We start from the raw sequence: 13,852 nt of genomic DNA on the forward strand, positions 1-13,852 counted from the left end.
CCACTGTGCATCCCGATAAATCGGGAAATGCCGGGAATTTTGCGGAGAGCTAGACCCCGGGAAGGGTCTAGTCTATGGTATATGGTGCCCACGGAGGGACTCGAACCCCCACACCTTGCGGCACATGGACCTGAACCATGCGCGTCTACCAATTCCGCCACGTGGGCTTGAGAGAGCAAGATTATAAGCTAACCTGAAAATAAGTCAACTCAGTCATAACGATATGAAGATATAAATTGCTTGGTTAGGAGAATCTGATAATCCTCCGTTACACTGAGCCTTGATGAATAACAACCTGTTGAAAATAGCCTTTTGAGCCAATATTCCTACACAATCCCCAGCCGGGAGGAAATTCTCGGCCTTCTGCGCACCTCTTCCGAGGCGCAAAACGCCGCCGCTCTAGCCGCCGCGCTAAATGTCAAACCCGATGAAATGGATGGTTTGACGCGCCGCCTGAATGCCATGGAACGCGACGGGCAAATCAAGCCCGACCGCGGCGGCATCTACAAACTGACCAATTCTCCCGGCTTTATCGAGGGCCGCGTCAGCAGCCATCGTGACGGTTTCGGCTTCCTGATCCCGGACGAGGGCGGCGATGACGTTTTCCTGCCCGAAAAGGAAATGCAGAAAGTGCTGCATGGCGACCGGGTACAGGCGCGCATCGTCGGCACTGACCGCCGCGGTCGTCCCGAGGGAACGATTGTCGAGGTGGTGTCACGCGCGAATACCCATGTGATCGGCCGTTTGCTCAATGAAAACGGGGTCTGGGTGATCGCGCCCGAAGACAAGCGCATCGGGCAGGACATTATTTTGGCCGGTTCGCCGGGCAAAGCCAAGGCCGGGCAAGTAGTGAGCGTCCAGCTGACCGAGCAACCTTCGCGCTTTACCCAGCCGGTCGGCAAGATTGTCGAAATCCTGGGTGATATTGACGATCCGGGCATGGAAATTGAAATTGCGGTGCGCAAATACGGCGTGCCGCACGAGTTTTCCGAAGCCGCCAAGAAGCTGGCCGCCAAGCTGCCGGGTGAAGTACGTGCTGCCGACCTGGGTGATCGCGTCGATTTGCGCGACGTGCCGCTGGTAACCATCGACGGCGAAGACGCCCGCGATTTCGACGATGCCGTCTATTGCGAACCGATCAAGATCGGCCGCACCAACGGTTACCGGCTGATTGTGGCGATTGCCGACGTCAGCCATTACGTCAAACCTAACGATGCACTGGATGTCGATGCGCTGGAGCGCAGCACTTCGGTATATTTCCCGCGTCGTGTGATTCCGATGTTGCCGGAGAAACTGTCCAATGGCCTGTGTTCGCTCAATCCCGACGTCGACCGCCTGACGCTGGTGTGCGATGCCGTGATCAGCGCCAAGGGTGAAATCAAGGCTTACCAGTTCTATCCCGCGGTGATTCACTCGGCGGCACGCCTGACGTACACCGAAGTGGCGGCCATCCTGGGCAATACCAAGGGCCCGGAAGCAGCCAAGCGTCCCGGCCTGGTGCCGCACTTGCTGCATCTGTATGAAGTCTTCCATGCATTGCTGCAAGCGCGCCATGCCCGCGGCGCTATCGATTTCGAAACCACTGAAACCTACATCGTCTGCAATGCCGCCGGCAAGATAGAGAAAATCCTGCCGCGCACCCGCAACGATGCGCATAAGGTGATTGAGGAATGCATGCTGGCGGCCAACGTCTGTGCCGCCGACCTGATGGAGCGTCATAAGCATCCGGGTCTGTTCCGGATCCATGCGCACCCGACCAAGGAAAAACTGACGATACTGCGCACCTTCCTGAAACAGGTCGGCCTGACGCTGGCTGGCGGCGATACGCCGTCGGCCTCCGATTATGCCGAGCTGATGCCGAAGATCAAGGCGCGGCCGGATGCCTTGCTGTTGCAAACCATGATGTTGCGCTCCATGCAGCAGGCGGTCTATAACCCGGAAAATATCGGCCACTTCGGTTTGTCGTACGAATCGTATGCGCATTTCACCAGCCCGATCCGGCGCTATCCCGATTTGCTGACGCACCGGACCATCAAGGCGATCCTGCAAGGCAAGCGCTATGATCCGAAAGGCCTGGACACCAGCGCCCTGAACACCATGCTGTCGCCGGCCGGCCGCAAGAAGCAGGCGGAAGACAAGGCGGCGGGCAAGAAGAAAAACGAAGGCAGCCTGGCTATCTGGGAAGCACTCGGCGTGCATTGTTCCGCCAATGAGCGGCGCGCCGATGAGGCTTCGCGTGATGTCGAAGCGTGGCTCAAGTGTTATTTCATTCGCGACAAATTGGGCGAAGAGTTCACCGGCGTGATTTCCGGCGTTGCCACGTTCGGTATTTTTGTCCAGCTCGATGCGTTGTACATCGAAGGCCTGGTGCATGTCACCGAGCTTGGCGCGGATTATTTCCAGTACGACGAAGCGCGCCACGAATTGCGCGGTGAGCGTACCGGTATCCGTTATCAGCTGACTGACCGGGTAACGGTGCAGGTGAGCCGGGTTGATCTGGACGCACGCAAGATAGATCTGCGCCTGGTCAACGAGCCGGGTATCAAGACCGTACTCAAGAATGAGGCACGGCGTGCCGACAATGAGCAAGCGCGCAGCGCCAAGCCAAAAGGCGGGGCCAAGGCGGCGCCACCTAAGAAAACCGGCGGCGTCACCACTGCGGCCAGGACCACCAGCCCGAGTAAGGCAAGTAAAGCCAAGAAGGCCAAGGCGGCAATCGTTCCTGAAAAGACGCGTGCACCGAAGGCGTTCACGAAATCCAGCAAACGTAAAAGATAGGCCTGGTAAAAGATCGTCTTGCAAAAGATAGACCCTGCAGTAGATAGGCCCTGTAATAGATTGAAGATAGACCCTGATAGATAGAATATGAAAAGTAAAATGATTTTCGGCTTTCACGCCGTCACCGCGCGTTTGCGTCATGAAGCATCGTCGGTGGAAGAGATTTATGTGGATGCCGGCCGCGTCGACCGCCGCATGCAAGAACTGCTGAATGCCGCAAAGGCGGTTGGCGTACGTGTGATCCCGGTGGATGATGCGCGTTTGTCGAATATCGTCGGCACGCGCCGCCATCAAGGCGTGGTAGCAAAAGCCGGCGAGTTGTCGCTGGCACGTAACCTGGACGAATTGCTGGACGCGATTGTCGGCCCGCCGCTGTTGCTGGTTCTCGACGGCATCACCGATCCGCACAACCTGGGCGCTTGCCTGCGGGTAGCAGACGGTGCCGGCGCGCATGCCGTGATTGCACCGAAAGACCGCGCGGTCGGCTTGAATGCCACCGCCGCCAAGGTCGCCAGCGGCGCTGCGGAAACCGTCCCCTACATCACCGTGACCAATCTGGCGCGCACCTTGCGCGAGCTGAAAGAGCGTGAAATCTGGCTGATCGGCACTAGCGAAGACGGCGAGAAAGGCTTGTATGAAGCCGATTTTTCCGGCCCGGCAGCGCTGGTCATGGGTTCCGAAGGCGAAGGCATGCGCCGCCTCACGCGCGAAACTTGCGACGTGCTGGTCAACGTGCCGATGTTCGGTTCGGTTGAAAGCCTGAATGTGTCGGTAGCGTCCGGCGTCTGCCTGTATGAAGCCCGCCGCCAACGCATGGTAAAGGGTTGTTGATCCCATTCCGCCGTACCCATTCTGATCCAGTCTGAAACCGGTTTGCCGGCTTGCCGGCCTCCCTAACCTCCGGACTCTCGCAGCAAAAGACGGCAGGCGTAATTTGGAATAACATTACGCCTCCGCATTGATTCGACATCCTTATGTTCAGCCGCATTCGTGAAGACATTGCCAACATCATGGCACGTGACCCCGCCGCTCGCACCCAGTGGGAAGTATTGACTTGCTACCCGGGCTTGCATGCCATCATCCTGCATCGCTGGGCGCATCATTGCTGGCATAACGGCTTCAAATGGCCGGGACGTTTCATTTCGCAGATTGCCCGTACTTTGACCGGAATCGAAATCCATCCCGGCGCAACCATCGGCCGGCGCGTGTTCATCGACCATGGTTTTGGCGTGGTGATCGGTGAGACCGCCGAAGTCGGCGACGATTGCACCATTTACCAAGGCGTGACCCTGGGCGGAACCTCCCTGAGCAAGGGTGCCAAACGCCATCCAACCCTGGCGCGCGGGGCGATCATCGGCGCCGGCGCCAAGGTGCTGGGTGGTTTTACTGTCGGCGAGGGCGCCAAGATCGGTTCCAATGCGGTGGTGGTCAAAGAAGTACCACCGGGAGCGACTGCAGTCGGTAATCCAGCGCGCATCGTCTTGAAAGAAAGCAACAGCGGCAAGGATGAAGCTGCGGCCCGCATGTTTGCAGCTTACGGCGTCACGCCCAACGGCGATGATCCTCTGTCCAAGGCCTTGCATGGCTTGATTGACAACGCCGCTGCGCAGGAACATCAGATTGACCGCATTATTGCGTTGTTGAAGAAATCGGGCATTGCTTGCGAGAGCTTGCCTGAACTCGAAAAATTTGATCCGGACCAGCTCAACAAACTGGTTGAGTAAGATGGTGGCGGTGCGCCAGGAGAGAGGGCTATGAATCAAGAAGTAGACGGTATTCCGGTCGGTAACAATGATGGCGAGCAAGCAGCGGATTCTGCCCGCGCCGATGAGTTTCTCGATCAGTTTGAAATTCGCGTGTTGGCGGTGCTGGCAGAAAAAGAAGCGCTGACGCCGGACAATTACCCCTTGTCCTTGAATACCTTGACCAATGGCTGCAACCAGTTGTCCAGTCGCGATCCGGTGATGGCCATCGCCGAGTCGACGGTGCAGGATGTCTTGCATCGCCTGATGCAGCGCAAGCTGGTGGTCGAGGTGAACCAGGCGGGCGCACGGGTAGCCAAATACGAACACCGGATGCGCGTCAAATGGCTGCTGGAGCAAGACAAGCTCGCGGTATTGACCACCTTGATGCTGCGCGGGATTCAGACCGCAGGCGAGTTGCGCAGCCGTAGTGGCAGGCTGCATGAATTCGCCTCTGTCGGGGACGTTGAAGCGGCCTTGCAATTCCTGGTCGATAAGTATCCGCCGTTAGTGGCGCGCCTGGCGAAAGCGCCCGGCACCAAGGAGTCGCGTTACGCCCATTTGCTGGCGGGCGAGGAAATACTGGAACAGCAGGCAATTGCCGATGCAATGGCCGGTAGCGCCTCAGTGGTGAAAAGCGGGAGTCAGGACCGGATCGCCCAGCTTGAAGAAGAAGTTGTCAGCCTGCGGCGGCAAATGGATGATTTGTCGGCACAGTTTGCCGAGTTCAAGCGACAGTTCGACTAATCGCTCTCGCCGCAACGGGTAGGGTGTGGCACGCCTTTGTGCCCACGCGTGAACTTACACCACGTACATGCGCCTATTTCCGTGCCGCGGAGGCCCTCACTCCGGTTATCGCGGTCACGCGTGGGCAAAAAACCTTGCCCACCCTACGTCTCAATCTGTGAGTTCCTGGCCATCGTGGCCGAAGCGCCGAATCACGCCATTCGCGTCAATCGCAATCCAGCCGCCTCTTTGCGCCTTGACGTCATACTCCCAATCCGGCAACACATAACGCGTACGGGCGGTTTCTCCGTCACCGGAATGGTGGCGTGCCGGCCTGTGGGTGTGGCCATGAATCAGGGTGGTGGTAGAGGTAGTGTCAAACAAGGCGGCCACCGCCGCCGGATTGACATCCATGATTTCCATGGATTTGTGGCGCTGCTCTTCCTGGCTTTCTTTGCGGACGCCGGCAATGATTGCCTTGCGTTGCGCCAGCGGCAGCGCCAGAAATTGCGCTTGCCATTGCGGCTGGCGTACCTGCGCGCGAAACTGCATGTAGGCAAGATCGTCGGTACATTGCGCATCGCCATGGGCGATTGTCAGGCGGCGGCCACCCACCGTAATTACCGATGGGTCAGGCAACATGGTCAGCCCGGCCGCTTGCGCGAAGCTTTCGCCAACCAGGAAATCACGATTGCCGGCGATCCAGAAAACCTGTACGCCGCTATCGCTGACTTGCCGGATCGCTTCGGCAATTTCACGGTTATACGGTGTTTCCAGATCGTCGTCGCCAGCCCAGTACTCGAACAAATCGCCCAGCAGATACAGTTGCGGCACCCGTATTGCCTGTTCCCGCAGGAAATCCAGGAAGGCTTGCGTAGTGCGCGGGTGCGCCGCCTGCAGATGCAGGTCGGAAATAAATAAAGCAACGGCGGCGCCGGGCTGGTTCGAGACTGAAGCTGTCATAGGATGCGCTAAAAGAAGAAGCTAAACCAGGATTAAGCTACTACTTCGGCTTTTTCGATGATGACGTCATCCACCGGTACGTCGGCAAACATGCCGGTACGCGTGGTTTTTACGTTTTCGATCTTGTCGACGATATCGGTGCCTTCAACCACTTTGCCGAATACGCAATAGCCCCAGCCGTCCTGGCCTGGATAGTCGAGGAAGCTATTGTTCTTGACGTTGATGAAAAATTGCGCGGACGCAGAGTGCGGCGCCGAAGTACGGGCCATCGCCAGGGTGTACGGTTCGTTCTTGAGGCCGTTCTTGGCTTCGTTTTCGACCGGATCGTTGGTCGGTTTTTGTTTCATGCCAGGCTCGAAGCCGCCGCCTTGGACCATGAAGCCTGGAATTACGCGGTGGAAAATCGTACCGTTATAGTGGCCGGCATTGACATATGCCAGGAAATTTTCCACGCTCTTCGGCGCTTTTTCTGCGTCGAGTTCGATTTTGATCTTGCCGTGGTTGGTGGTGAGAAGGACAGCCATGGTATTTCCTATTAAATTGATGGAGGTTGAAGAAGTTGGAAAAAAGGAAGTAAAAATCCGGTTTTATTTGGTTACTTTAGCCGATTCGATGATAACCGGGGTGGTCGGCACATCTTGATAAGCGGTCTTCACGTTCTTGATCTTGTCGACAACGTCAGTACCTTTGATGACCTTGCCGAATACCGCATAACCCCAGCCATCACGGCCAGGGTAGTTGAGGAATTCATTGTCGTTTACATTGATGAAAAATTGCGCGCCAGCCGATTGCGGGTCCGAAGTGCGGGCCATGGCAACACTATATGGTACGTTCTTGAGGCCGTTCTTGGCTTCGTTTTCTACCTTGTTTGGCGCCGGCTTCTCACGCATGTCCTTGGTCATGCCGCCACCCTGGATCATGAAATTGTTGATGACGCGATGAAAAATGGTGCCGTTATAGTGGCCGCTGTTCACATAGCTTAAAAAATTCTTGACAGTCTTCGGCGCCTTTTCCGGGTTCAGTTCGATGACGATGTCGCCCATATTGGTTTTCAACAAAACATGCGGCTTGTCGGCAGCGCTGGCAAACGACGGATTACCTATGAGGCAGGCAGCTGCAAGTGTTGATGCAAGCGCCATTGTAAAGGTGCGGCGCGGCAAGCGAAAAGTCAAGCGAAGAGGTGTTGGCATCAAAGTTCCTTCTTGTAAGTGGTACCGTGTTCGTATCTCATGTGCTGCATTTTCGGATTTCAGTAATGATATACTGCGGCGAAAAGCAACATTTTATCAAACTAAGCACTGCAAAAGAGTTTTGGCTATTTAGTTGTACCCGGTTGTTCTGATGTCTCGCACGGTAACAGTGCGGGCAGATGGAACGGCGTGCAATATTTCTGTGCTTTATTTCTGTGCCCTAAGCCGTAACTTCCCATGAGCGACCTGAAAATATATAACACGCTGGCGCGTGAGAAGCAGCTGTTTTCTCCAATCGAACCAGGCAAGGTCCGCATGTACGTCTGCGGCATGACGGTCTACGACTATTGCCATCTTGGTCACGGACGGGTGATGGTGGTGTTCGATATGGTGCAGCGTTGGCTGCGCCAGTCGGGATTGGACGTTACTTATGTGCGCAATATCACCGACATCGATGACAAGATCATCAAGCGCGCCGTCGAGAATGGCGAAACGATCTCGCAGCTGACCGGCCGCTTCATTCAAGCCATGGATGAGGATGCGGCCGCGCTGGGCGTGCAAAAGCCGGATCACGAGCCACGTGCGACGGCGTTCGTGCCGCAGATGCTGGCCCTGATCGAAAAGCTGGAGCATAAGGGCTTGGCATACCAGGGCGGCGACGGCGACGTAAATTATTCAGTACGCGATTTTGCCGGCTACGGTAAGTTGTCGGGCAAGTCGCTCGACGATTTGCGCGCCGGCGAGCGCGTCGACGTCAATGTCGGCAAGCGCGATCCGCTCGACTTCGTCTTGTGGAAAGCCGCTAAAGAGAGCGAGCCGGAAGAAGTTAAATGGAACTCGCGCTGGGGGCATGGCCGGCCGGGCTGGCATATCGAATGTTCCGCCATGGCGGAGCAATTGCTGGGTGAGCAGTTCGATATTCACGGCGGCGGCCAGGATTTGCAGTTTCCGCATCATGAAAATGAAATCGCGCAATCGGAAGGCGCGCATGGCCATCAGTTCGTCAATTACTGGATGCACAACGGCTTTGTGCGCATCGACAATGAAAAGATGTCCAAGTCCTTGGGAAATTTTTTCACGATTCGCGACGTCCTGAAAAAATATGATGCGGAAGTGGTGCGTTTCTTTATTCTACGGGCGCATTACCGTAGTCCATTGAATTATGCCGATACTAATCTGGATGACGCCAAGAATGCGCTGACACGTCTGTATACAGCATTGAAAGAAGTGCCGGCCGACGCTGAGCCGCTGGACTGGAGCGAGGCCCATGCCGAGCGCCTGGCGCAAGCCATGGATGACGATTTCAATACGCCTATGGCCATCTCGGCTTTGTTCGATCTGGCCAATGAAGTCAATAAGAATCGCTCGCCGGCAGCGGCGCGCCAACTCAAAAATCTGGCCGGCGTAATGGGACTGTTGCAGCGTACTCCTGAAGATTTTTTGAAAGGCCGTGCACTCGCAGGTAACGATGTTGTCGGAAATGGCATTGCACAAGCTGCTTTGTCAGAGCAAGATATCCTACTCAAAATTCAATCTCGTCAAGCAGCAAAAATTGCCAAGGATTTTTCTGCCGCAGACCAGATCCGCAAGGAGCTGCAGGCCGATGGCATTTTGCTGGAAGATAAGCCCGGTGGTCAGACCGAATGGCGAAGGGCGTAACCGTATGCAAAAACCGATAGCTGTCGACACCTCCTTTTTTGTGCCTTCGTATTGGGAGGACGCCAAAGTTGAGTTGATGAAGCGCGACCGCATCATGCGTAAATTGATCCCGCAATTCGGCGACCTGCATCTGGTTGGCCGCGGCGAAGCGTTTACCACGCTGGCGCGTTCGGTAGTCGGTCAGCAGATTTCCGTCAAGGCAGCGGAATCTGTATGGCAAAAATTTCTGTTAGTCTGTCCTAAAACCACTCCCGCCCAGGTATTAAAAGCCGGCCCCGAGCAACTTGCTGCTTGCGGTTTGTCTAAGCGTAAAGCAGACTATATTCTTGATCTGGCCGATCATTTCAAGGCGAAACGGGTCAATGCCGAGCAGTGGCAGGAGATGGAAGATGAGGCGGTCATCGCGGATTTAACGCAAATTCGCGGCATCGGACGCTGGACAGCGGAGATGTTTTTGATATTTAATTTGCTCCGGCCCAATATTTTGCCTTTGGATGACATGGGGTTGCTTAAAGGCATTAGTGTCAATTACTTTTCAGGAGAGCCGGTTTCGCGTAGCGATGCGCGCGAGGTATCTGCCAACTGGGAGCCGTGGCGCACCGTGGCGACCTGGTATCTATGGCGTAGCCTGGATGCGGTGTCTGCAGAATATTAAGTCATTGTCGGATAGTTACTTTAAGTAACTTATTTAAGTAACTTATTTAAGTAACCTTCTCCGCAGTGACAGTTTAATCAAGGGAATAATATGAGTAAAACAACATTTCTCGGCTTCGAACAACCGATTGCCGAGTTAGACGCCAAGATCGAAGAACTGCGTTTTGTCCAGGACGACTCCGCGGTAGATATTTCGGAAGAAATCGACCGCTTGTCGAAAAAAAGCCAGCAGTTGACTAAGGATATCTACGCAAAACTGACTCCTTGGCAAGTTTCTCAGATTTCACGTCATCCGCAACGCCCATACACCATGGATTATGTGAATGAAATATTCACCGATTTCCATGAGTTGCACGGCGATCGCACTTACGCCGACGACCAGTCGATAGTCGGTGGTCTGGCGCGCTTTAACGGCCAGGCTTGCATGGTGATCGGTCACCAAAAAGGGCGCGACACCAAAGAGCGCGCATTGCGTAATTTCGGCATGCCTAAGCCGGAAGGTTATCGCAAGGCTCTGCGCCTGATGAAAGTGGCGGAGAAATTCGGCCTGCCGATCTTCACCTTTGTCGATACTCCTGGCGCGTTCCCTGGCATCGATGCGGAAGAACGCGGGCAGTCGGAAGCTATCGGCCACAATTTGTACGCGATGGCGGAATTGAAAGTGCCGCTGATCGCCACTATCATCGGCGAAGGCGGTTCCGGTGGCGCCTTGGCGATTGCGGTCGGCGATGCAGTCCTGATGCTGCAGTACGCAACTTATTCGGTGATTTCACCTGAAGGTTGTGCCTCGATCCTGTGGAAAACCGCTGAGCGCGCATCCGATGCGGCCGATGCTCTGGGCCTGACCGCGCATCGCTTGAAAGCAGTCGGCCTGATCGACAAGATCGTCAGCGAACCGTTGGGCGGCGCCCATCGCGATCCGAAGCAGATGGCTTCCCTGTTGAAGCGCGCACTGGCGGATACCTTGCGCCAGTTCCAAGGTGTCAAGACCAAGGACCTGTTGAATGCCCGCCATGAAAAACTGATGAGCTACGGTAAATTCAAGGAAGTGCTGGCTGCAGAATAGGCGTGTCGAATTCATCTACTACAAGTATCTGCGCGTACTTGGAAGCTACCCTGGCGGAGATCGCGCAAGCCGCACAAGCGCACTCTGCTGTCGTTCCTGCAACTACCCAAGAGTGGCCCGCGCGGCTGGCAGTCGCCTATAGCGGCGGGCTGGATTCCAGCGTCCTGCTGCATGCGGCTGCGCACTATGCCAGCACGCGTGGCATCAAACTATTCGCCTTCCACATCCATCACGGCATCAGTCCCAACGCAGATCAATGGCAAATTCATTGTGCAGAGACTTGCGCAAAGCTGAATGTGCAATTCGATACACGAGGCATCGAATTGCACAACCGTGACAAGAGCGGTGTGGAAGAGGCGGCCCGCATCAGCCGCTACGCAGCGCTGGGCGATTTGTGCCGCCAGCATCAGGTTCCTTTGCTGTTGACCGCGCATCATCTGGATGACCAGGCTGAGACGGTGTTGCTGCAATTGTTGCGCGGCTCCGGTGCGGCCGGCTTGTCCGGCATGGATCGCTGGAACACGGCGTCGACTTTGCTGGGTGACGCCGAGTTGCTGATGGCGCGGCCGTTGTTGAAAGTGTCGCGTGCAGCATTGGAAGAGTATGTAGAAAAATATGTCTCAACTCAACAGCTGACGTATATCGAAGACGAATCGAATCACGATCCACGCTATGCCCGCAACGCCTTGCGCCAGCAAGTCATGCCGGTGCTAGCCCAATATTTCCCTGGGTTCCAGGAGCGTTTCTCGCGGAGTTCCGGGCATATGCAGACCACGCAACGATTACTGGTCGATCTGGCGGCGCAAGACATGGCCACCTGCGCGGATGGCGCATGCCTTGATCTGGAGCACGTGCGCAAGTTGAGCGGCGAGCGGATCGATAATCTGCTGCGCTATTGGTTCGGCTTGCATCATCTGCGCATGCCATCCAGCGCCTGGCTGAGTGAAATGCGCCAGCAATTGCTGGAAGCTAAAGCCGATGCGCAATTATGCGTGACACATCCGGATTGCCATATCCGCCGTCACAGGAACCGCGTGTTCCTGACGCCGCGCGACGATATCGATCGCTCGGAGATCGAGCCGCAAGCGTTTCGCTGGAATGGCGAGGCCGAGTTGCATTTTCCTGAATTCGGCGGGGTGCTGCATTTTGACCAGGCAGAGCAGGGCATTGCCGCCGACTGGTTACGCGCGCAACCTTTGCAAATTCAATATCGGTCCGGCGGCGAGCGCCTCAAGCTGGCGTTTAACCGCCCCACAAAAAGCATCAAATATCATTACCAGGCGTTCGACGTGCCGCCCTGGGAGCGTGAACGCCTGCCTTTGGTGAGCAGTGGCAAGCAGATCCTGTTTGCGGCTGGCATCGGCATGGATTGCGTGCAATTGGCGAGCGGGCCGGGGCCGCATATCAGCCTGCGCTGGCAAGCCAATGAGATTGCATTTAAGCAAGATATTTTAAGCTGAGCTGTATCGCTGCCCGTACTTTCTCTCTGGTAAGCCTCTTGTCATAATCGGCCGTTGCGGGTACAGTAAAGGGTTGATTTTATTTTTTGCACCACACCCGCTTCTAGCACCCACCTACATTCCCTATGGCTTTAATTGTCCACAAATACGGCGGCACTTCGATGGGCTCACCCGAGCGCATCAAGAATGTCGCCCTGCGCGTCGCCAAATGGCATGACGCCGGCCACCAAATCGTCGTGGTGCCCTCCGCGATGTCCGGTGAAACCAACCGTCTTCTGGCTCTGGCAAAAGAAATTACCGCCCAGCCCGATCCACGCGAACTCGATATGCTGGCCGCCACCGGCGAGCAGGCATCGGTCGCCTTGCTGGCCATGGCCTTGCATGCGATAGGCAAGGACGCGGTATCCTACGCGGGCTGGCAAGTCGCCATTGAAACCGACTCGGCCCACACCAAAGCCCGGATTCGTTCGATTGACGATGGCAAAGTGCGGCAAGACCTGGATGCCGGCAAAGTGGTGATCATCACCGGTTTCCAAGGTGTCGACGACCTGGGCAATATCACGACGCTGGGCCGTGGCGGTTCCGATACGTCGGCAGTCGCCGTGGCCGCTGCACTGAAGGCTGCGGAGTGCATGATCTATACCGACGTCGACGGTGTCTACACCACCGACCCGCGCGTGGTATCGGATGCGCGCCGCCTGAAGACCGTAACCTTTGAAGAAATGCTGGAGATGGCATCGCTGGGCTCTAAAGTGCTGCAGATTCGCTCGGTCGAATTTGCCGGCAACTACAAGATGCCAACCCGCGTGCTGTCTTCGCTGACTGACCCATTAATGCCGTTGGAAGAAGAAGCAATTTCCGGCACCCTGATTTCGTTTGAGGAAGACACCAAGATGGAACAAGCCACCATTACCGGCATCGCGTTTAATCGCGACGAGACCAAGATCACCGTACTCGGCGTGCCTGACCGTCCCGGCATCGCCTACCAGATTCTCGGCGCAGTCGCCGATGCCAATATCGAAGTCGACATGATTATCCAGAATCAGTCGGTCGATGGCAAAACCGACTTCACCTTTACCGTACCGCGCGGCGAGTACACCAAGGCGATGGATGTCCTGAACGAGAAGGTCAAAGCGCATATCGGCGCCGCTAGCATCACAGGCGACGCCAAGGTGTCCAAAGTGTCGGTAGTGGGCGTAGGCATGCGCAGCCATGTCGGCATCGCTTCGCAAATGTTCCGTACCCTGGCGGAAGAGGGCATCAATATCCAGATGATTTCGACCTCTGAAATCAAGATTTCGGTGCTGATCGATGAGAAGTACATGGAGCTGGCGGTACGCGCTTTGCATAAGGCTTTTGGGCTGGAAAGCGCGTAATCGCGCTTAATCGAAAAATTTTTCGAAAAAAACTGATAATCTTGCATGGCGTTATTGACCAAAACCGCATGAAAAGTTATTATTCGTGTCCTTAACGCGGCGTTGTAAAAAAGCCGTTTAAGTTTGGAGGCGTGGCCGAGTGGTCGAAGGCACTTCCCTGCTAAGGAAGCATATGGGCTTAAACCTGTATCGTGGGTTCGACTCCCACCGCCTCCTCCAAGAACATGTTCTGCAATGT

The 13,852-nt window shown here is 55.8% G+C and carries 12 protein-coding genes and 2 tRNA genes; 10 read left to right on the forward strand and 4 right to left on the reverse strand.

Going from position 1 to position 13,852, the window contains the following annotated elements:
- Positions 1-82: 82 nt before the first annotated feature.
- Positions 83-167 (reverse strand) — tRNA-Leu (locus KHU29_RS02435).
- Between the two features lie 145 nt (positions 168-312).
- Between KHU29_RS02435 and rnr the strand changes: the two genes are divergently transcribed.
- The 4 genes from rnr to KHU29_RS02455 all read left to right on the forward strand — a co-directional run bounded on the left by rnr (position 313) and on the right by KHU29_RS02455 (position 5,267).
- Positions 313-2,778, forward strand: coding sequence for a ribonuclease R (gene rnr, locus KHU29_RS02440; protein WP_211451076.1), 2,466 nt, complete (start codon positions 313-315; stop codon positions 2,776-2,778).
- 87 nt (positions 2,779-2,865) lie between these two features.
- Positions 2,866-3,609, forward strand: coding sequence for a 23S rRNA (guanosine(2251)-2'-O)-methyltransferase RlmB (rlmB, locus tag KHU29_RS02445; RefSeq protein WP_061540435.1), 744 nt, complete (start codon positions 2,866-2,868; stop codon positions 3,607-3,609).
- Positions 3,610-3,752: 143 nt separating this feature from the next.
- Complete coding sequence (gene cysE / locus KHU29_RS02450) at positions 3,753-4,502, forward strand: serine O-acetyltransferase (protein ID WP_211451077.1); 750 nt, start codon at positions 3,753-3,755, stop codon at positions 4,500-4,502.
- 30 nt (positions 4,503-4,532) lie between these two features.
- Positions 4,533-5,267 (forward strand): YceH family protein, encoded by a 735-nt coding sequence (locus KHU29_RS02455; protein ID WP_246541360.1) that lies wholly within the window; start codon positions 4,533-4,535, stop codon positions 5,265-5,267.
- 150 nt (positions 5,268-5,417) lie between these two features.
- Here KHU29_RS02455 and KHU29_RS02460 read toward each other — a convergent pair whose 3' ends face one another.
- The 3 genes from KHU29_RS02460 to KHU29_RS02470 form a co-directional block, all read right to left on the reverse strand.
- Positions 5,418-6,209 carry a UDP-2,3-diacylglucosamine diphosphatase gene (locus KHU29_RS02460; protein ID WP_211451078.1) on the reverse strand — a complete coding sequence of 264 codons (792 nt, stop codon included), beginning with the start codon at positions 6,207-6,209 and terminating at the stop codon, positions 5,418-5,420.
- Positions 6,210-6,241: 32 nt separating this feature from the next.
- Complete coding sequence (locus KHU29_RS02465; protein ID WP_211451079.1) at positions 6,242-6,733, reverse strand: peptidylprolyl isomerase; 492 nt, start codon at positions 6,731-6,733, stop codon at positions 6,242-6,244.
- 63 nt (positions 6,734-6,796) lie between these two features.
- Entirely contained in the window at positions 6,797-7,399 is a 603-nt protein-coding gene (locus KHU29_RS02470; RefSeq protein WP_211451080.1) for a peptidylprolyl isomerase, read from the reverse strand.
- A 237-nt stretch (positions 7,400-7,636) separates the two neighbouring features.
- Between KHU29_RS02470 and cysS the strand changes: the two genes are divergently transcribed.
- The 6 genes from cysS (at position 7,637) to KHU29_RS02500 (ending at position 13,833) form a co-directional block, all read left to right on the forward strand.
- Entirely contained in the window at positions 7,637-9,058 is a 1,422-nt protein-coding gene (gene cysS, locus KHU29_RS02475) for a cysteine--tRNA ligase (protein WP_211451081.1), read from the forward strand.
- A gap of 4 nt (positions 9,059-9,062) precedes the next feature.
- Positions 9,063-9,713 carry a DNA-3-methyladenine glycosylase family protein gene (locus KHU29_RS02480; protein WP_211451082.1) on the forward strand — a complete coding sequence of 217 codons (651 nt, stop codon included), beginning with the start codon at positions 9,063-9,065 and terminating at the stop codon, positions 9,711-9,713.
- A 90-nt stretch (positions 9,714-9,803) separates the two neighbouring features.
- Entirely contained in the window at positions 9,804-10,778 is a 975-nt protein-coding gene (locus tag KHU29_RS02485; protein ID WP_092411921.1) for an acetyl-CoA carboxylase carboxyltransferase subunit alpha, read from the forward strand.
- A gap of 2 nt (positions 10,779-10,780) precedes the next feature.
- Positions 10,781-12,238: a tRNA lysidine(34) synthetase TilS gene (gene tilS / locus KHU29_RS02490; protein ID WP_211451083.1), complete on the forward strand. Its 1,458-nt coding sequence runs from the start codon at positions 10,781-10,783 to the stop codon at positions 12,236-12,238.
- 125 nt (positions 12,239-12,363) lie between these two features.
- The gene (locus KHU29_RS02495; RefSeq protein WP_211451084.1) at positions 12,364-13,614 is read left to right on the forward strand and encodes an aspartate kinase; all 1,251 of its coding nucleotides are present in this window, start codon (positions 12,364-12,366) and stop codon (positions 13,612-13,614) included.
- Between the two features lie 125 nt (positions 13,615-13,739).
- Positions 13,740-13,833: transfer RNA gene (locus tag KHU29_RS02500), tRNA-Ser, on the forward strand.
- The last annotated feature ends 19 nt before the right edge of the window (positions 13,834-13,852 follow it).

The organism is Collimonas antrihumi, assembly GCF_018304965.1.
Classification (GTDB): Bacteria; Pseudomonadota; Gammaproteobacteria; order Burkholderiales; family Burkholderiaceae_D; genus Collimonas; species Collimonas antrihumi.